Source organism: Kitasatospora hibisci (assembly GCF_043950205.1).
GTDB lineage: Bacteria > Actinomycetota > Actinomycetes > Streptomycetales > Streptomycetaceae > Kitasatospora > Kitasatospora hibisci.
Map to the genome: position 1 here is coordinate 7,049,331 of NZ_CP171642.1, position 17,942 is coordinate 7,067,272.

The window sequence follows — 17,942 nt, forward strand, 5'->3', positions numbered from 1 at the left end:
CCTCTGCTCTAGATCTTCACGGATCGCCCAGAGCAGCCGATTCGTCATTGCGTGGGGGGACTTCACCGATGTCTGCCGATTCGCCCGGGGCCCGCTCCGGCGCACACCTCCGTTCGAGAAATCCGTCGCCGCGAGGGTCCGCCGCGGCCGTCGGGCTCGTCCTGGCCCTGACCTCCGTGGCGCCCGTCGCGTTCGCCGACTCCGCGCCCGCCGCCAACCAGTCCGGCGCCGGCGTTCCGCCGAGCCTCGCTGCCACCATGGCCGCCGCCGATGCCGAACGCGCCAAGGAGCAGCCCGCCGTCACCGCGGCCGACAAGGCGATCGCCCAGGCGAGGGCGACCGGGAAGCCGGTCTCCGTGCCGGAGCTGACGGACGAGTTCAGTGAGACGGTGGCCACCCCCGAGGGGCACCTTTCCCGTACCCAGCACTCTGACCAGCAGCGTGCCAAGCAGCAGGACGGCAGCTGGGCCGCGCTCGACGCCAAGCTCGTCGCCGACCCCGCGGGCGGATTCCAGCCGCGCAACGCCGCCTCCGGCGTGCACCTGTCCGGTGGCGCAGCGGGCCGCTCGGCACCCTGACGAGCGCCGACGGCGAGACCCTCTCGATTGACTCACCGTTCCCGCTCACCGAACCGACCACCGACGAGGACGGTGACGGCCTGGTCTATCCCGAGGTCGCCCCCGGTATCGACCTGAAGGTCACCGCCGACAAGTTCGGCGGCCTCAGTACCGTCCTGATCGTCAAGACGGTCGAGGCGGCCAAGAATCCGAAGCTCAAGAAGGTCCGCTTCGGCACCAGCGGCAAGGGAGTGTCGGTCAAGGCCGACGCAGCCGGCAACCTGACCGCCACCACCAAGGACGGCGTCACCCGCTGGCACGCCCCGACCCCGCAGATGTGGGACAGCTCCGCCGGCACCCCGGCGCCGTCGGCCCCCGCCGCCTTGGCGGCCAACGGCGCCAAGGCCGTGCAGGCCGCCCCAGGTGGCGGTGCCCTGGTCGGCGTCGCCGCCAAGTCGGAGAAGGTCAGCACCGCCGACGGTCCCGCCGCGGGTGCCAATGTCACCGCCGTGCAGGCCACCGTCACCGGTGACGCGATCGAACTCACCACCGACGACTCCGTGCTCGGCAAGGGCCAGGGCCCCTGGTTCATCGACCCGGGCTGGATCCCCGACCGCCGAGAGGGCAACGCCTGGACCTGGACCCAGTCGGCCTACCCGGGCACATCCCGCTTCGGGCAGACCACCGCCACCAACGGGCAGTACGCCCGCCCGGGCGTCGGCTACCAGGGCTACCTGACCGACAAGGGCGTCGAGCGCTCCTACTTCCAGTTCGACACCCGCGGCTACGGCGGGACCGTCGTCAACAAGGCCACCCTGACGGCCTGGGAGTACGAGTCCTCGAACTACTCCTGTACCGACAAGTACTGGCTGGACCTCTACCTGACCGGCCCGATCGATGACAAGACCACCTGGGGGAACCCGCCAGGCGTGGTCGGCGGCGGGCGGATCGGCGAGGCGGAGGTCGCCGGCTCCGGCGGCCAGGGCTGCCACGACAACGTGGCGTTCAGCTACGACATCACCTCAACGTTCCGGGACTACGCGCCGTCCCGTGACACCCTCACCTTCGGGGTGTTCGCCCGGGACGAGGTCAACCGGCTGGGCTTCAAGCGGCTCGACTACCGCCCGGTGATCACCGTCGAGTACGACCGCGCCCCCGACACCCCCACCAACCCGTATGCCTGGCCGGCCCCGGCCACGACGGTGCCGTGGGCGGAGAACCAGGGCTGTGACGGCTCCTCGCTGGCCTGGATGAGCGCAGGCAGCAACTTCAACGGCGCGGTCACGCTCAACGCGACCGTGCACAGCCCCGTCCAGAACAGCCTCTACTCCTGGACGCACATCTGGGACTACAGCCTGCCGGGCATCCCCGACGTCGATTCCGGCTTCTCCGGCGAGGTCGGCAACGGTGGGAACGCGGCCTTCGGCGTCCGCGGCGACGTGATCAAGGACGGTCACGTCTACGGCTGGAGCACGCACGCCACCGACAAGCTGATCGGGATGTCCAACTCGACCCCGACCTGCCGCTTCGGCGTCGACCTGACGCCGCCGAGCATCTCCGTCCCGGACGTCCACAGCACGCTGAGCGACGCCGAACTGGCCGATCGCTTCCCGCCGTCGGGCAACGGCCAGGTCACCAAGAAGCGCTCCGGCGAGTGGGGCATCGTCCCGTTCACCGCGGTCGACAACGCCCCCGACGGCGGCACCCCGTCCGGTGTGATGTGCGCCCGCTTCGCCTGGGAGCCCCAGTTCGCCGGCGTCGAGTGGCAGTGCGGCGGCAGCCTGCCGCAGGGCGGGATCAGCGTCCTGCCGGGCCGCTGGGGCACCAACATCGGCTACATCCAGGTGATGGACAACGCTCGCAACGTCTCGCCGGTGGCCCAGTACGCGTTCTACGTGCCGTGGAACCCGGACGGCCCGCCGCCGGTCTTCGGCGATGTGACGGGTGACAGCGCACCAGACATCGTGACGCCCGACCAGGCGGGCGACCTGCGGGCCTACACCGTGCCCGGCAACCCGCAGGCGAAGAGCCCGGCCGTCTCCCTGGTCGCCAAGCGTGAGGACTCGCCGACCGGCCAGGGCTGGGGCGACATCCAGTTCGCCCACCGCGGCACGTTCACCGGCGGCAACAACGTCGACGACATCGTCGCCCACGCCCCTGGAGACAAGAACCTCTGGATTTACGGCAACCCCGGTAACACCGGCTACTACGGCCGCGTCGACTCCAGGACCCTGCTCGCCAAGCCGAAGTGCGCCCCGACGGCCACCGAGGACTGCTCCTGGCGGACCGCGGCCGACTACAACGCCAACGACTGGTCGAAGACCCTGCGCGTGGCCGCCCTCGGCGACCCGGTCACCACCGACCTCGACTACAAGCTGCAGTTCAAGAACAAGAGCGGCCTGCTCACCGTCGAGAGCACCGAGAACGGCACCGACGCCGCGCTCTGGTACTACCCGGCGACCGCCGGCAACGTCCTCGGCAAGCCCGTCCGCCTGGCCGCCTCCGGCTGGAAGGACAAGGAGCTCATCACCCCCGGCGACTGGGCCAAGCAGGGCCACCCCGGCCTCTGGAGCCGCAACCTGGAGGCGGCCGCGGACGGGGCCAAGGGCGATCTCCTCGCCCACACCTTTACCACCGGCACGGTTCCCGCGACCGACGGCAACGGGCGTCCGATGGTCGACGCGACCGGCCAGCCCGTCACGGTTCCGACCCTGACCGGGATCGCCACCACGTCCAGGATCGGCGGCGTGCCGGTCGACGTCTGGCCGACCATGGGCTCCGACGGCGACCTCACCGGCAAGGGCTTCCCGACCCTGTGGGGCACGCGGGGGGACGGAACGGTCGACATCTGGTGGGGCGAGACCACCGGCCCGGGCACCGCCGCCCCCGGCTTCGCCTGGCAGGTCGGGCCCGAGACGGTCGCCAACACCGCGGTGAACCCGCTCTGGTACTCGCTCGACGCGCAGAACAAGGCGGACTCCAACTACGCCGATCCCACCAGGCCGAGCGCGAAGCCGGAGAACCCGCTCTACCCGAGCGCGTTCACCCGCACCGCCGACCACAACGGCGCGGCCGACCGGGCGACCGTCTTCGACGGTTCGTCCACCTTCTACCGCTCCACCAACCAGGCCAACATCGACACCACCAAGAGCTACACCGTCGCCGCCTGGGTCAAGCTCAACAACCGGAATGGCTACCAGAACGTCGTCACCCTGACCGGGGCCGAGCGCAGCCCGTTCTATCTGCAGTACTCGGCCGCGTTCGGCAAGTGGGCGCTCGTCCTGCCGCACGAGGACTACCTCAACACCGGTGCGTACTACAGCGCGGTGGACGACCATGAGCCGGACCTCGGTGTCTGGACCCACCTGGTGGGCATCTACAACGCCCAGGCCGGGACGATCACCCTCTACGTCAACGGGCGCGCCACCGGCTCGGCACGGGTGCCCAACACCTGGAAGGCCACCGGCAGCCTGAACGTCGGCGGTGCGGTCACCTCCCGCTTCACTACCCCCGAGGGCCTGCTGAACGGCGCGATCGGCGACGTCCGGGTCTACCCGTACGCGTTCACCGAGACGCAGGCCAACGCGCTCGCCACCACGGGCTCGCGGGTCCAGCTCCACAGCTCGTACGCCCCCGGCAAGTGCATGGACGACTGGGGCGGCGCCGTCGGTGCGTCGGTGGCCGTCTTCGACTGTTGGAACGGAGACCCGCAGCACTTCACGCTGACGACCGACAGCAGGATCAAGGTCCGCGGGGACGACAGCCGGTGTCTCGGCATCGCCGACAAGCCCGCCCACTGGGGCTCGAAGATCCAGGTCCAGGCCTGCAACGGCAGTGACCCGGGCCAGATCTGGGTGCGGCGCTTCGACGGGGCGCTGTACAACCCGGGCGCCGACAGCTGCCTGGAACTTCCCGGGTGGAACACCGTGAACGGCACCGCCCTCGGGATCTGGCAGTGCAGTGGCAACCCGAACCAGCGCTGGTTCGCCCGGGCGCAGCTGGCGTCCTGACCGGTCGGCGCCGATTCGGGTGAACCCGGGCCGCCGTCGCCCGCAGCTCCACCGTGGCCTCCCCCGAGCACCCGCTCGGGGGAGGCCACGGCCTTCCGCGCCGGGTGGCCGTGCTGCGGCCGGGGCCGGTCGGGGCGGTCTCGTGCCCGGATCGGGGGGAGGACCTAGCCTGGAAGGCGATCCGGCGGCCCCGAGGCAGTCCCGGCGGTCCCGAGGAAGGGGTGAGCGCATGGGTGCGCAGAACCGCAGCCGCACGGTCGGTGCGGCGGTGCTCGACCGGATCGGGACGCAGGCCGCCGTGCTGGACGGACTGGACGAGGCGGTACGTGCGGACGAGCCGGACGCCGTGCACCGGATGCGGGTGGCGTGTCGGCGGCTGCGCAGCGCGCTGCGGACCTTCCGGTACGTGTTCGCGGCCGGGGCCACCGACGAGCTGGTGGCAGAGCTGCGGTGGCTCGGGGCCGCCCTGGGGCGGGCGCGGGACCGCGAGGTGCTCGGCGAGCGGCTGGTGGCGCGGGCGCGGGAGCTGCCGGCGCCCTGCGGACCCGACCGGGTGGCGGGGGAACTGGAGCGGTGGTCGGCGCAGGAGTACCGGCGGGTGTGGCCGGAGGTGGTCGCGGCGCTGGACAGCCCGCGGCGGCGCGCCCTCGCGGACGGCCTCGCCGCGCTGCTGGCCGACCCGCCGCTGCGCGGCCGGGCCGGGCGCCCGGCCCGGCCCGAGCTGGCCCGGATCGCCGCTCGCGAGCAGCGCCGGACGGCGAAGCGGGTGCGGGCGGCACTGGCGGAGGGGCCGGCGGAGGGGCCCGCGCAGGACCGGGCACTGCACGAGGCCCGGAAGGCGGCGAAGCGGGCCCGGTACGCGGGGGAGACGGCGGTGCCGGCGGTCGGCCGGAGGGCCGAGCGGTACGTCGAACGGATGAAGGCGGTCCAGGAGGTGCTCGGGGAGCATCAGGACGCCGTGGTGGCGGAGGCCGCGCTGCGGGAGCAGGCGGAGCGCTCGGGCGAGGCGTTCGGGTACGGCGTGCTGTACGCGTGGCAGTTGGCGGCGGGCGAGGCGGCTCGGCGCGAGCTGCCGGCGGTCTGGGCGGGGGCGTCGGGCCGGAAGCTGGCGCGGTTCGGCTGAGGCGACACCGGGAACGCGGGTGCGGCCGACCTGCCGACCTGCCGACCCGCCGGCCGTCGCGCCCCGGCCGTCACGCCCCGGTCGGGCCGGGACCGGTCGGCTGCAGTCCGGCCGAGCGGGCGGCCGTGCGGAGCAGGTCGTGCAGCATGGCGGCGGTCAGCCGGCCGGTGTTCGTGTTGCGCGGGCTGACGTGGTAGCAGCCGTAGAGCTCCAGGGGTGGGCCGCCGTCACCGGCGGGCAGCACGAGGTGGGCGCCGTGCCCGAACACCGGGCGGGGGCGCGGCAGCTCCCAGCCGGCCGCGGTGATCACCGGGAGGAGGGCCTGCCAGGCGAACCCGCCGAGGGCTACGACCGTCCGGACGGTGGGACGCATCAGCTCCAGCTCGCGGACGATCCAGGGGCGGCAGGTGTCGCGTTCGGCGGTGGTCGGCCGGTTGTCGGGCGGCGCGCAGCGCACCGGGTCGGTGATCCGGACGCCGTGCAGCTGCAGCCCGTCGCCGTGGCGGACGGACTCGGGGCGGTTGGTGAGCCCGATTCGGTGCAGCGCGGCGTAGAGCAGGTCGCCGGAGGGGTCGCCGGTGAAGATCCGGCCGGTACGGTTGGCGCCGTGCGCGGCGGGGGCGAGGCCGACCAGCACGAGCGGGGCGTCCGGCGGGCCGAAGCCGGGGATCGGTCGGGCCCAGTAGTCCCAGTCCAGGTAGGCGCGGCGTTTGGTGCGGGCGGTCTCCTCGCGCCAGGCGACCAGTCGGGGGCAGGCGCGGCAGCCGGTGACCACGCGGTCGAGTGCGGTGAGCCCGTCGGCCCGGGCGGCGGCCGCGACCGGGTGGCGCGGGTCGTCCGGGTCGGTGGCGGGGCCGGGGCTGCGGCCGGGGGCGGCTGGCTGCATGGCTTGATCGTAGGGCCTCTCCGGTCGGCTTCCGGTCGTCGTGGCGGGGTGGGCGCGGTCCGTCCGGCGCCTGCCTGCCCCGGATCGTCCTCGCCGGGCCCGTCCCGGTGCCGTGCTCGCAGGCGTAGCGTGGAAGGTGCTGCTCCGGCGGCCCCCGGCAGGGCCGGGAGAGCGACGGCCGGGACTCGTCGGTGCCCGCGAGGAGGCCGAGATGGTCGTCGATGTCGTGGTGGGGGTCATTGTCGGAGTGCTGCTGGTCGGTGCCGTGGTGGCCGGTCTGAGCATCCGGGTCGTGCAGCAGTTCCAGCGCGGCGTGGTGTTCCGGTTCGGCCGGGTGCGGGACGAGATCCGGCAGCCGGGCCTGGTGACACTGATGCCGGTGGCCGACCGGTTGCGCAAGGTGAACGTGCAGATCGTGACGCTGCCGATCCCCGCACAGGAGGGCATCACCCGCGACAACGTGACCGTGCGGGTGGACGCGGTGGTCTACTTCCGGGTGATCGACCCGGTGAAGGCGACCGTCAACGTGCAGGACTACAAGTTCGCGATCTCCCAGGTCGCGCAGACCTCGCTGCGGTCGATCATCGGCAAGAGCGAGCTGGACGACCTGCTGGCCAACCGCGAACCGATCAACCAGGGCCTGGAGTTGATGATCGACAGCCCGGCACTGGGCTGGGGCATCGAGATCGACCGGGTGGAGATCAAGGACGTTGCCCTTCCGGAGTCGATGAAGCGCTCGATGTCGCGGCAGGCGGAGGCCGAGCGGGAACGCCGGGCGCGGATCATCACGGCGGACGGCGAGTACCAGGCGTCCGCGCGGCTGTCGGAGGCGGCGGCGGTGATGAGCGAGACCCCGGCGGCGCTGCAACTGCGGCTGCTGCAGACCGTGGTGGAGGTGGCGGCGGAGAAGAACTCGACGCTGGTGCTGCCGTTCCCGGTCGAGCTGCTGCGGTTCCTGGACAGCGCGGCCGACGCGCAGCAGCGGCGGTCGGCGCCGGCGGACGGCAAAGGGGAGCCGACGGCCGGGCCGGGCGCGGGTGAGCGGCGGCTGCCGAGTGTCGAGCAGCTCGAACTGCCGCCACTGGAGGAACTGTTGGACCGTTCGCCACTGGACGCGCCGTCCGGTCGGGCCGCCGAGACCGCGGCCGGGCGGCCTCCTGGGCGCTCGGCGGGCGGGTCGGTGAACGGGACGACGGGCGCGGCCCGCGTGCCGGACCGCTCGGGCGGCGGGTCCGGTGGCGAACGGGCCTCGGGCGAACGGGCTTCGGGTGAACGGCCTTCGGGTGAACGGGGCCCGGAGGAGCGGCCCACCGGGGAGGCGTGAGGGTCGAGGCGCCGGAGCCCGGTGGCGAGGCCTGCGGGGCCGGACCAGGATGGAGTGAGCGCCAGTGGCAGGTACGTCAGGAGGCCGATCATGATCAGAGCCAGCGACATCATGCACCCGGGCGCGGAGTGCATCCGCGAGCACGAGACCCTCGCCACCGCAGCCCGGATCATGCGGGACCGCGGCGTCGGCGCCCTGCCCATCTGTGGTGAGCGGCAGCGGCTGCTGGGTATCGTGACCGACCGCGACATCGTGCTGAAGTGCGTCGCCGAGGGCCGCGACCCCGAACACGTGACGGCGGGCGAACTGGCCCAGGGGCGGCCGATGACGGTGGAGGCGGACGAGGACGCCGAGCAGGTGCTGCGGGTGATGGAGCAGTACAAGGTGCGTCGGCTGCCGGTCATCAACCACCCCGAGCACGAGCTCGTCGGGATGATCAGCGAGGCCGACATCGCGCGCGGCCTGCCGCAGGCGCGGCTGGCCGAGTTCGTCACGGCGGTCTGCGAGGAGGACAACCCGAAGTCGAAGGAGATGGAGCAGCCGTACCCGACTCCCCTGTAGTACCCGCGCACCGCGGCACCCGCCCGTCGGAGCACCCGCCCGACCGCCGGGCGGAAGGAGTTCCCCGCTCAGGCCAGCGCGTACACCGCGGTGGCGTGCGCGGCGGGTTCGTCCTGCCCCTCGGCGGTCAGGGAGATGTCCAGGAAGGCGATCCGCCGGCCGAGCTTGGTGACCCGGGCGTGGACCAGGACGTCCTGCCCGGTGACGGCCCGCTGGAAGCCCGTGGACTGCTGGACGGTGGTCATCGGGCCGAAGCCGCCACGTGCCGCCGACACCGCGATCACACTCGCGGTGTCGGCGGCGGCCATCATGGCCTGACCGGACAGGCCGCCGCCCTCCCGGGCGAGTTGGTCGGACCAGGGCAGTCGGAGCACCGCGTGCTGCGGGCCGGTCTCGGCCACCGAGAGGCCGAGGGCCTGCACCCAGGGGGCGAAGTTCTCGGCCAGGATCTTGTCCGCCTCGGCGGTGGTGAGGGTCATCCCGCCATTGTGGCCGCCGCGAGCACCCGCTGTCAGCGGCTTCACTCCGTACGCGTGTCGAGTCCGGAGCCGCGGCGGCCGCCCGTCCGCCGCGCCTGCCGGCCCGTCCGCCGCGCCTGCCGGCCCGTCCGCCGCGGCGGACTCGGATCGGCCGGGCCTCCAACTCGCGTTCGGGGCTCCGTTCACGTCCGTTGTCCGCGGAGGGCGCGGGCGATCAGTTCGGCGAGGTGCAGGGCGCGGCGTCCCTGGGCGAGTTGGGAGATCTGGGTCCGACAGCTGAAGCCGTCGGCCAGGATCAGGGTGTCCGGCGCCGCGGCCCGGACCTCGGGGAGCAGGACGCGTTCGGCGATCGCCTCCGACACCTCGAAGTGGCCCTGCTCGAAACCGAAGCTGCCGGCCAGCCCGCAGCAGCCGGAGTCCAGCACCCGGTTCCGCAGCCCGATCCGGGCCTCCACCCGCCTGTCCGCTGCGGTGCCGAGGACGGCGTGCTGGTGGCAGTGGGTCTGGGTGATCGCTTCGGCCGAGAGCCGGGGGAGCGGGGCCCCGGGGGCGTACTCGTCGAGGAACTCGGCGAAGGTGCGCGTCCGTTCGGCGAGCGGTCGGCCGACGGCGCCGAGCAGGCGCGGCACGTCCTCGCGCAGGGTGGCGGTGCAGCTCGGGTCCAGGACGACCACCGGGGTGCCGGCGGGCAGACCGGCATCGGCCAACGCGTCCAGGCTGCGCCGCACCACCCGCCGGGCGGTGCCGAGTTGGCCGGTGGAGTACCAGGTCAGTCCGCAGCAGACGGGCCCGGACGGCAGCCGGACGTCGAAGCCCAGGTGCTCCAGCACCTCGACGGCGGAGCGCAGCACGCTCGGCTGGAGGTGGTCGGAGAAGGTGTCCGGCCAGAGCAGCACCGGCCGGGCGTCCGCCGGGGCGGGCCGCGCGGTGCGGTGGCGGCGGAACCAGCGGGTGAAGGTCTCCGGCGGGAAGACCGGCACCACCCGGCGCGGGTCGATCCCGCCGAGCCGCTTCAGCGGTCGGGCCGCCGGGGAGCGGGCGATCAGGTTCGCCGCGGCGGGGGCGAGCGCCACGGCCCGCAGCCAGAGCGGCAGCCAGCCCATCGAATAGTGGGCGACGGGCCGCGGCCGGCGCCGGTAGTGCTGGTACAGGAACTCGGTCCGGTAGGTGGCCATGTCGACGTGGACCGGGCAGTCGCTCGCGCAGCCCTTGCAGCCGAGGCAGAGGTCCAGCGCCTCGCGCACCTCGGGTGAGCGCCAGCCGTCCGGGACGGCCTCGCCGCGCAGCATCTCGGCGAGCAGCCGGGCCCGGCCGCGGGTGGAGTGCCGTTCCTCGCCGGTGGCCATGTAGCTGGGGCACATCACCCCGGTGGTGGTGTCGACGCAGGCGGCCACGCCGATGCAGCGGCGCACCGCCCTGGCCAGGCTGCCGCCGTCCTGCTCGTAGGGGAGGGCGAGGGGAAGTTCGCGCACCGGGCCGGCCTGGCGGAGGTCGGCGTCGAGCGGGCGCGGGTCGACCAGGGCGCCCGGGTTGAGCAGGTTCTCCGGGTCCCAGATCCGCTTGAACTCGGCGAAGAGGCCGATGATGTCGGGCGGGTACATCCGGGGCAGCAGCTCGGCACGGGCCTGCCCGTCACCGTGCTCGCCGGAGAGCGAACCACCGTGCGAGACCGCCAGGTCGGCGGCCTGCTCCATGAACTCCCGGAACACCAGGACGCCCTGGGGCTCGGCGAGAGGGAAGTCGATCCGCAGGTGGACGCAGCCCTCGCCGAAGTGCCCGTACGGGACTCCGCGCAGGCTGTGGCGGCGCAGCAGGGCCCGCAGGTCGCGCAGGTAGTCGCCGAGCCGCTCGGGTGGGACGGCCGAGTCCTCCCAGCCGGGCCACGCCTCGACGTCGCCCGCGCCGGAAGGCCCGCCCGGCCCGGCGTCGGCGAGGCCGGCGGCCGGTCCGGAGCCGGACCCGCCGTCCGCGTCGCCCGCCCCGGCCGGCAGGCGGGTGACGATCCCCGCCCCCGCCTCGCGCACGGCCCAGAGCTGCCGCTGCTCGCCCGGGTCGGTGACCACGGCGACGGTGGCGGAGCGCTCGCGCCGGACGGCGTCCGCCAGCCCCCGGGCGGCGTCCAGGGCCTCGGCGGCCGTGTCGCCGCCGGCCTCCAGGAAGAGCCAGCAGGCACCCTCGGGCAGCCGGTCCAGCGCGGGCGGGCGCGGCCCGGCGGCGAGCAGGGCCGTGATCAGGTCGGCGGCCATCCCCTCCGCGGTGAGCGGGCGCAGCGGAAGCAGGGCCGGGACGGCGTCGGCGGCGGCGGTCTCATCGGGGTAGCCGGCCACCACCAGGACGCGGGCGGCGGGTTCCGGCACCAGGCGGACGGTGGCGCCGAGCAGCAGCGCGCAGGTGCCCTCGGTACCGGTGAGCGCCCGGGCGAGCTGGTGGCCGCGCTCGGGCAGCAGCGCGTCCAGCGGGTACCCGGAGGTGCGGCGGGGCAGCTCCGGCATGCCGCGGCGGATGGCGGCGAGGTTGCGGTCGGTGAAGTCCTGCAGCTCCCGGTGGAGCGCACCGGTCCGCCCGGGGAGCGCGCGCAGGGCCGCGCGTTCGGCCGACCCGAGCGGTCCGCCGACGGTCAGTTCGGTGCCGTCGGCGAGCAGCAGGTCGAGCGACTCCACGTTGTCGGCCGTCCGCCCCCAGGCCAGCGAGTGGGAGCCGCAGGCGTCGTTGCCGATCATCCCGCCGAGCGTGCACCGGCTGTGCGTGGACGGGTCCGGTCCGAACCGCAGCCCGTACGGGCGCGCCGCCCGTTGGAGGTCGTCCAGCACGGTGCCCGGTTCGACCCGGGCGGTGCGGCGCTGCGGGTCGATGTCGAGCACCGCGCCCAGGTGGCGCCGGAAGTCCAGGACGACGGCGCCCGGCCCGACCGCCTGCCCGCCGATGCTGGTGCCGGCCCCGCGCGGCACCACCGGCACCCGGTAGCGGCGGCAGAGCGCGAGCGCGGTGCGCACGTCGTCGAGGTCGGCGGGTTTGACCACGCCGAGCGGCAGGTGGCGGTAGTTGGAGGCGTCGTGGCTGTAGACGGTGCGCTCGGCGGGGCCGAAGCGGACGTCGCCGCGCAGCGTGGCGGCCAGCTCCCGGGCGAGGTCGGCGCCGGGTGTGGCGGACGGTCGGCTCACGTGGGTCCTCCCGGTACGGGGCGGGGCGGGGCGGGACGAGCGGGACGGCGCGGTTCCGCGGACCGCCGCAGTCACGGCCGGTGCACCCGCGATCATCCCAGCCGGGCGGGTCCGCGCGGTGCCGGCACCCCGGTGTGCATCCGACGAGGCGTCATGTGGCACGCTCGGCCGACATGACGATCACGAATCCGGCCGGCGGCTCCGCCGGAGCCGACTACGTCGCCGGCCTGCCGATCGGCGAGCGCCCGCCGTTCCCGGCCGGCGGTGCGCCGTCCTGGGACATCTTCCCGTACGAGGGGGACCTGAAGGTCCGGGTGCTTCGGGCGCCCGAGCTGTCCGAGCCGCCGCGGGAGGGCGAGGACGGACCGGAGGCCTGCGCCCAGTGCGCCCGCCCGGACGCGGACTTCCTCTGGACGGACGAGCACTGGCGCCTGAGCAGCATGGACGAGCCGGCCGGCCTGCCCGCCGTCGTGCTGCTCCAGCCGCGCGCCCACCACGACCTGCTCGACCTCCCGGCGGAGCGCTCCGCGGAGCTGGGCCCGATGCTGCAGAGGGTGGAGGCGGCGCTGCTGGCGCTCGGCGGCATCGGCCGGGTCCACGTGAACCGCTGGGGCGACGGCGCCGCCCACCTGCACCTGTGGCTGATCGCCCGGCCCGAGGGCATGGCGCAGCTGCGCGGTTCCACCCTGCCGCTGTGGATGGACGTCCTGCCGAAGCCCTCCGACGAGGCGTGGGCCGCGACGGCGAGCCGGATCGCCGCCGTGATGGCCGCCGAGGGCGGCACGGCCCACGTCTGAGCGGCCGACGGGCCCGGGGCCGGCGGACGGCCCCGGGCCCGGGCCCGGCGACCGCGCCCGGCTCGGGACGCACCGCGACCGACGTCCGTGCCCCTGCGTCAGGCCGAGGCCTTGCGCCGGGACGAACCGGTGAGCGTGCCCTTGGCGATGTGGGAGAGCTTGGCCACCTCGAACGCCGGGTAGGCGCCGCCGGCCAGCAGCGAGAACTTCACACCCTCGCGCCCTCCGGGCCGCCGGTGTCCGGTCGGCAGGAACCGGCGGTGGTGCTCCGCGGCGCGGTGGAAGAACTGCGGGCGCTCGGCGCGCGCCACGCACCCGGCGAGGTCGAAGACGAAGAGGTAGTGCCGGATCATCCGGGTGAACAGCGCGTCCCGGACGGCGTCCGCGTCGGGGAGCTCCTCCAGCAGGGCGAAGCTCCGCTCGTACTGGTCGAAGATGTCGAACACGCCGCTGCCGGGCGAGCCGGTGGGGTGGACGGTCTCCCGGCGGCGCAGCTGGACGCAGGCGCGCGGCAGCACGGCGATCCGCCGGGCTGTCAGCATCGCCGCGTGGACCACCGGGACCTCCTCGTACCGGCCGTCGGGGAACGCCAGGCCCTGGGCACGCCAGTGCTCGCGGCGGACCAGCCGGTCCCAGATCAGCGGGGGCGCGCCGAACACCTCCGGCCGCTCCAGAGGACCGAACGGCTCCGGCCCGGCCTCGGCGAGCAGCGCCTCGGCGCCGCCCGGCCAGTCCCGTCCGCCGTGCCGCCGGGTGTGCCCGAACACCAGCACGTCCACCGGTCCGGTCTGTGCGAGCCGGTCGGCGAGCGTCTGCAGGGCGTCCCGGGCGAGCAGGTGGTCGGCGTCCAGGAACAGCAGGTACTCGCCCGCCGCCCGTGCCGCGCCCGCGTTGCGGGCGACCCCGACCCCGACCGCCGCGTCCAGGTGGAGCGCCGAGACCTGCGGGTAGCGGGCCGCGTAGGCGTCCGCGATCCCGGCCGGGGCGTCGGCGGAGCGGTCCGCGACGACGATCACCTCGAAGTCGCGGAAGGACTGGGCGAGCAGCGAGTCCAGGCACTCCGAGAGCTGTTTCTGCTGGTCATAGGCGGGGACCAGGACGCTGAGCAGGGGTGAGGGCATGAGGCCGGAGCGTAGGAGCGCTCGTCGGAGGTGGCAAAGCCTTGACAGCCCGTAATTCTGAGCAATACCCGTCAAATCGTACGGGTGTACGCCATATCTTCACGTGTCGTTCCGGGCGCGTCCACGTTGGTGCCGGCTCACGCACAGTCCCCACGTCGCCCCGCCGCCGCCCGGCGCGGTGGCCGGGCGACGGCGGACGTCCGAAGAGGGGTGCTCCCGGCGCAGTCGGCTCAGCGGTCGCCGGCCGAGGGCTGCGGCGGCTCGGCCACCAGCCGCAGGTCGGCCGCCGGCTCGGCCGGCCTTCCCGCCGGCCGCCGCAGCAGGGCCGCCACGGCGACGGCCGCCAGCAGCGCGGCGCCCGCGCCGGTCAGCAGCGTGACGTGCATGCCGTCCACGAACGCCGCGCGGGCGTGCTCGGCCACCGGCCCGCCGAAGTGGGAGGCCGCGGCGAGGGAGGACCGCGCCGCGTCGGCCACCTGCGGCGGCAGCCCGGTGACGTCGAGTCCGGCACGGTAGCCGGCGCCGAGGACGCTGCCCAGGACGGCGATGCCGAGGGCGCCGCCGAGCTCGCGGGAGAGGTCGTTCATCGCCGAGCCGACGTTCTGCAGGGACTGCGGCAGCGCGTCCGTGATCGCGGTGGTCGCGGGCGTCATCGCGAGCCCGGCCCCGGCGCCGAGCAGCAACAGTCCGCCGGCGAGCAGCGCGTACGGGCTCTCGGCGTCGAGCCCGCTGAAGGCGGCCATCGCGGCGGCGATCAGCACCAGGCCGGTCACCCAGGGGCCGCGGGCGCCGAACCGGTCGGTCAGCCGGGGGCTGAGGCGGGCCATCGGCACCATCGCCAGGGCCATCGGCAGCACGCTCACGGCTGCCACCAGGGCGGTGTCCCCACGCACCAGCTGAAGGTACTGCATGATCACGAAGATGTAGCCGAAGAAGGCGAAGAACTGACAGGTGATCGAGAGCGAGCCGGCCGCGAACCGGCGGTTGCGGAACAGCCGCGGGTCCAGCAGGGGGTGACGCCGCCGCAGCTCCCAGCCGACGAAGCCGGCGAGCACGGCGAGCCCGACCGCGATCCCGCCGAGGGTGAGCGGATCCCCCCAGCCGCGGGTCGGGGCCTCGATCACCGCGTACACCAGCACGCCCAGGCCCGTCGCGGCCAGCACCGCCCCGCCGAGGTCCAGCCGCGGCGCGTCCGGATCGGCGGACTCGGGCACCACGAGCAGGGTCCCGACCAGCGCAACCACCGCGAGCAGCACGTTCAGCAGGAACACCGAGCGCCAGGACCACAGCTCCAGCAGCGTCCCCGAGGCCAGCAGCCCGACCACCGCACTGGCCCCCGCCACGGCCGCCCAGACGCTGACCGCCCTGGTCCGTTGCGCCCGCGGGAAGGTGCCGGTGATGGTCGACAGGGTGGCCGGCATGACCAGCGCCGCCCCGACGCCCAGCAGGCCCCGCAGCGCGATCAGTGCGGTGGCATCGGTGGTCAGTGCGGCCAGCCCCGACCCGCCGCCGAACAGCGCCAGGCCGACGAGCAGTGCCCGGCGCCGGCCGAACCGGTCGCCGAGCGCGCCCGCGGGCAGCAGCAGGGCGGCGAACACCAGGCTGTAGGCGTCGATGATCCAGGAGAGCTCGGTCTGGCTGCCGTGGGTCGCCCGGGCGATCTCCGGCAGGGCCACGTTCAGCGAGGCCATCGCGGCGACCACGGTGGCCAGCGCGAGGCAGGTCACCAGGAGGACCAGATGGTGGCGGCCGGCCGGCCCGCCCGGCGCTGCGGGCCCGGCTGGAACGCCGGCACCCGCAGGCGCGGTGGCGGCTTCCTCTCCGGCGGCTCCCGGTGTGGCGGCTCTGGGTCCGGCGGCGGCTCTGGGCTCGGCGGCGGTCATGGCAGGCCTTCTCTCCCTCGCGTCCTCCCACCCGCCGCGGACCGGTCCGGTCGTCCGGGGGTGGCTCGATGCCGCCAGACTGGGCGCGCCGCCCCTAGTATTTCAACCATGATGAATAAAGCGCCGCGCCGGGGCCGGCGCGCCGGAAGCCCGGACACCCGCGCCCAGATCCTCGACGTCGCCCGCCGCCGGTTCCTCGCCGAGGGCTACCAGGCCGTGACGATGCGCTCGATCGCCGCGGAGGCCGACGTCGACCTCGCCCTGATCAGCTACTTCTTCGGCTCGAAGAAGGGCCTCTTCGGCGCCGCGCTGGCCCTGGCCACCAACCCCGCCGAACGCCTCGCCCTCGTCCTGGAAGGCGACGTCGAGACCCTGCCGGACCGCATCCTGGCCGAGGTCCTCGACGTGTGGGGGAGCCCGGTGGCCGCCGACCCGCTGCGTGCCATGCTCGGCAGCGCCGTCCAGGACCCGGCGGTCGGCACCCTGGTGAGCGAGGTCCTGCAGCGGGAGATCGTCGACCGCATCGCGGCCCGGATCGGCGGCGCGGACGCCCGGCGCCGCGCCTGCGACTTCGCCGTCCACCTGGCCGGCCTGATCATGGCCCGCTACATGCTGCGCCTCGAACCGCTCGCCTCGCTGCCGCCTGATGAAATCGCGCGCACCCATCTCCCCCTGCTCCGCCTCGCCCTCCGGCCCCGCCCGGCCTCCCCCCGGCCGGGGAGGTAGCCGGCCGCACGGTACGGCCGGGCGCGGCGGTCCGGCTCCGGTTCGGGGGCCGGGAACGGCCGGAGGCCACCCGCGCGGTTTCGCGGGTGGCCTCGGACGAGCTGCGGGGCCGGCCTAGTACCAGTGGTGCGACTGCCAGAAGGACCAGGCGGCGCAGGGGCTGCCGTAGCGGGAGTTCATGTAGTCGAGGCCCCACTTGATCTGGGTGGCCGGGTTGGTGCGCCAGTCGGCGCCGGCCGAGGCCATCTTGGAGCCCGGGAGGGCCTGGACCAGGCCGTAGGCGCCGGAGGAGGCGTTGACGGCGCGCGGGTTCCAGCTGCTCTCGTGGGAGACGATGTTGCTGAAGCACTGCAGCTGGCCGGCCGGGACGATCTGGGCGGCGATCTCGCGCGGGCTGCCCGAGTAGCTGGGCTTGGCGTTGAGGGCGGAGCGCTGCTGGGAGCGGGAGGCGGCGGCCTTCGCGTCGGCCTTCGCCTTGGCCTCGGCCTGGGCCTTCGCCGCGGCGTCGGCCTGCTCCTGGGCGGCCTGGGCCTGGGCGGCCGCAGCAGCCTCCGCGTCGGCCTGGGCCTGGGCGGCCTGCGCTGCAGCCTCGGCCTGGGCGGCCGCAGCGGCCTCCGCGTCGGCCTGGGCCGCCTGGTCGGCGACCGGCTGCCCGTCCACGGAGACCCCCGCGGCGCCGGTGACGCCGGTGACGCCGGTGACGCCGGCCGCCGGGGCGGCGGCCTCGGCGACGCCGCCGCCCTGCGGGATGGCGAGGGCGGCGGTGGCCGCGCTCGCCACCACGAGGGTGGTGATGCCGGTGATCAGGGAGTTGCGGCGGGCATGGCTGAGCTGCATGGAGCGGGCGATCCTTTTCCGTCGGGGCCGTGTCGGGAGCGCGGGGCGTCCGGCACGCGGGCTCGGGTGAGCAGGCCCGCAATGCCGTCCGGGACGGCCATGGCACCCCGGCGGTGACGACGGGGCGGGCGGGATGCGCGGCGGGGGACAGGTCCGCAGCGCTGCCTGGCGACGGGCCATTCTTGGCAGGGCGCGGCACGGGCGGCAAAGCCGCCCGGTACTACGCGGGGTAGTGGGTCGGCGGGCGGAAACGGCGAAGCGCCCGGCCGGAGCCGGGCGCTTTCGTCCGGTTTGTCCTCTTTGTCCAATCGTCGGCCGGATCGGCCGTTCTGTCGGCGAACGATCGGGCGCAACCCGCCGGCGGCCTGCGTTCTTGCGGGCCGGCGGGGCCGTGGGCGCCTGCCGTGCCGCGGGTCCGGTCCTCGTCGCGGGCGTTCGCGCGGGGGTGCCCGAGGTCTGTCCACTATCGACGGCAGT

13 protein-coding genes are annotated in these 17,942 nt (G+C 74.5%); 7 read left to right on the forward strand and 6 right to left on the reverse strand.

The window, feature by feature from the left end; all coding sequences use genetic code 11:
- The first annotated feature begins 176 nt into the window (after positions 1-176).
- The 3 genes from ACF9IK_RS30815 (at position 177) to ACF9IK_RS30825 (ending at position 5,690) form a co-directional block, all read left to right on the forward strand.
- A complete protein-coding gene (locus tag ACF9IK_RS30815; RefSeq protein WP_395297337.1) occupies positions 177-578 on the forward strand; it encodes a hypothetical protein in 402 nt (133 codons plus the stop codon).
- Positions 579-808: 230 nt separating this feature from the next.
- Complete coding sequence (locus ACF9IK_RS30820; RefSeq protein ID WP_395297338.1) at positions 809-4,567, forward strand: LamG-like jellyroll fold domain-containing protein; 3,759 nt, start codon at positions 809-811, stop codon at positions 4,565-4,567.
- Positions 4,568-4,796: 229 nt separating this feature from the next.
- Complete coding sequence (locus ACF9IK_RS30825; protein ID WP_395297339.1) at positions 4,797-5,690, forward strand: CHAD domain-containing protein; 894 nt, start codon at positions 4,797-4,799, stop codon at positions 5,688-5,690.
- Positions 5,691-5,760: 70 nt separating this feature from the next.
- On the opposite strand, the gene ACF9IK_RS30830 is transcribed toward ACF9IK_RS30825, so the two are convergent.
- Positions 5,761-6,576, reverse strand: a complete 816-nt coding sequence (locus ACF9IK_RS30830; RefSeq protein ID WP_395297340.1) for a uracil-DNA glycosylase — start codon at positions 6,574-6,576, stop codon at positions 5,761-5,763.
- A gap of 211 nt (positions 6,577-6,787) precedes the next feature.
- Here ACF9IK_RS30830 and ACF9IK_RS30835 point away from each other — a divergent pair, with 211 nt between their 5' ends.
- Positions 6,788-7,900: a slipin family protein gene (locus ACF9IK_RS30835; protein ID WP_395297341.1), complete on the forward strand. Its 1,113-nt coding sequence runs from the start codon at positions 6,788-6,790 to the stop codon at positions 7,898-7,900.
- Positions 7,901-7,990: 90 nt separating this feature from the next.
- Entirely contained in the window at positions 7,991-8,461 is a 471-nt protein-coding gene (locus tag ACF9IK_RS30840; protein WP_395297342.1) for a CBS domain-containing protein, read from the forward strand.
- 68 nt (positions 8,462-8,529) lie between these two features.
- Here ACF9IK_RS30840 and ACF9IK_RS30845 read toward each other — a convergent pair whose 3' ends face one another.
- Positions 8,530-8,940, reverse strand: coding sequence for a PaaI family thioesterase (locus ACF9IK_RS30845; protein ID WP_395297343.1), 411 nt, complete (start codon positions 8,938-8,940; stop codon positions 8,530-8,532).
- Positions 8,941-9,122: 182 nt separating this feature from the next.
- Entirely contained in the window at positions 9,123-12,101 is a 2,979-nt protein-coding gene (locus ACF9IK_RS30850) for an FAD-binding and (Fe-S)-binding domain-containing protein (RefSeq protein ID WP_395297344.1), read from the reverse strand.
- Positions 12,102-12,274: 173 nt separating this feature from the next.
- Here ACF9IK_RS30850 and ACF9IK_RS30855 point away from each other — a divergent pair, with 173 nt between their 5' ends.
- A complete protein-coding gene (locus ACF9IK_RS30855; protein WP_395297345.1) occupies positions 12,275-12,898 on the forward strand; it encodes an HIT family protein in 624 nt (207 codons plus the stop codon).
- 98 nt (positions 12,899-12,996) lie between these two features.
- Here the strand turns inward: ACF9IK_RS30855 and ACF9IK_RS30860 are convergent, their stop codons facing one another.
- Together ACF9IK_RS30860 and ACF9IK_RS30865 are read right to left on the reverse strand one after the other, a co-directional pair.
- On the reverse strand, positions 12,997-14,019 hold the full coding sequence (locus ACF9IK_RS30860) for a glycosyltransferase family 2 protein (RefSeq protein ID WP_395297346.1): 1,023 nt from the start codon (positions 14,017-14,019) through the stop codon (positions 12,997-12,999).
- 230 nt (positions 14,020-14,249) lie between these two features.
- Entirely contained in the window at positions 14,250-15,746 is a 1,497-nt protein-coding gene (locus ACF9IK_RS30865) for an MFS transporter (protein ID WP_395297347.1), read from the reverse strand.
- A gap of 264 nt (positions 15,747-16,010) precedes the next feature.
- Between ACF9IK_RS30865 and ACF9IK_RS30870 the strand changes: the two genes are divergently transcribed.
- The gene (locus ACF9IK_RS30870) at positions 16,011-16,628 is read left to right on the forward strand and encodes a TetR family transcriptional regulator (protein WP_395297348.1); all 618 of its coding nucleotides are present in this window, start codon (positions 16,011-16,013) and stop codon (positions 16,626-16,628) included.
- Positions 16,629-16,742: 114 nt separating this feature from the next.
- Here the strand turns inward: ACF9IK_RS30870 and ACF9IK_RS30875 are convergent, their stop codons facing one another.
- A complete protein-coding gene (locus ACF9IK_RS30875; RefSeq protein ID WP_395297349.1) occupies positions 16,743-17,465 on the reverse strand; it encodes a transglycosylase SLT domain-containing protein in 723 nt (240 codons plus the stop codon).
- Positions 17,466-17,942: the final 477 nt, after the last annotated feature.

Bases quoted from the DNA above. Each gene is read 5' to 3' on its own strand.
- ACF9IK_RS30855 (WP_395297345.1), top strand. From the start codon at position 12,275: ATGACGATCACGAATCCGGCCGGCGGCTCCGCCGGAGCCGACTACGTC.
- ACF9IK_RS30840 (WP_395297342.1), top strand. From the start codon at position 7,991: ATGATCAGAGCCAGCGACATCATGCACCCGGGCGCGGAGTGCATCCGC.
- ACF9IK_RS30870 (WP_395297348.1), top strand. From the start codon at position 16,011: ATGATGAATAAAGCGCCGCGCCGGGGCCGGCGCGCCGGAAGCCCGGAC.
- ACF9IK_RS30860 (WP_395297346.1), bottom strand. From the start codon at position 14,019: ATGCCCTCACCCCTGCTCAGCGTCCTGGTCCCCGCCTATGACCAGCAG.
- ACF9IK_RS30875 (WP_395297349.1), bottom strand. From the start codon at position 17,465: ATGCAGCTCAGCCATGCCCGCCGCAACTCCCTGATCACCGGCATCACC.
- ACF9IK_RS30835 (WP_395297341.1), top strand. From the start codon at position 6,788: ATGGTCGTCGATGTCGTGGTGGGGGTCATTGTCGGAGTGCTGCTGGTC.
- ACF9IK_RS30825 (WP_395297339.1), top strand. From the start codon at position 4,797: ATGGGTGCGCAGAACCGCAGCCGCACGGTCGGTGCGGCGGTGCTCGAC.
- ACF9IK_RS30845 (WP_395297343.1), bottom strand. From the start codon at position 8,940: ATGACCCTCACCACCGCCGAGGCGGACAAGATCCTGGCCGAGAACTTC.
- ACF9IK_RS30830 (WP_395297340.1), bottom strand. From the start codon at position 6,576: ATGCAGCCAGCCGCCCCCGGCCGCAGCCCCGGCCCCGCCACCGACCCG.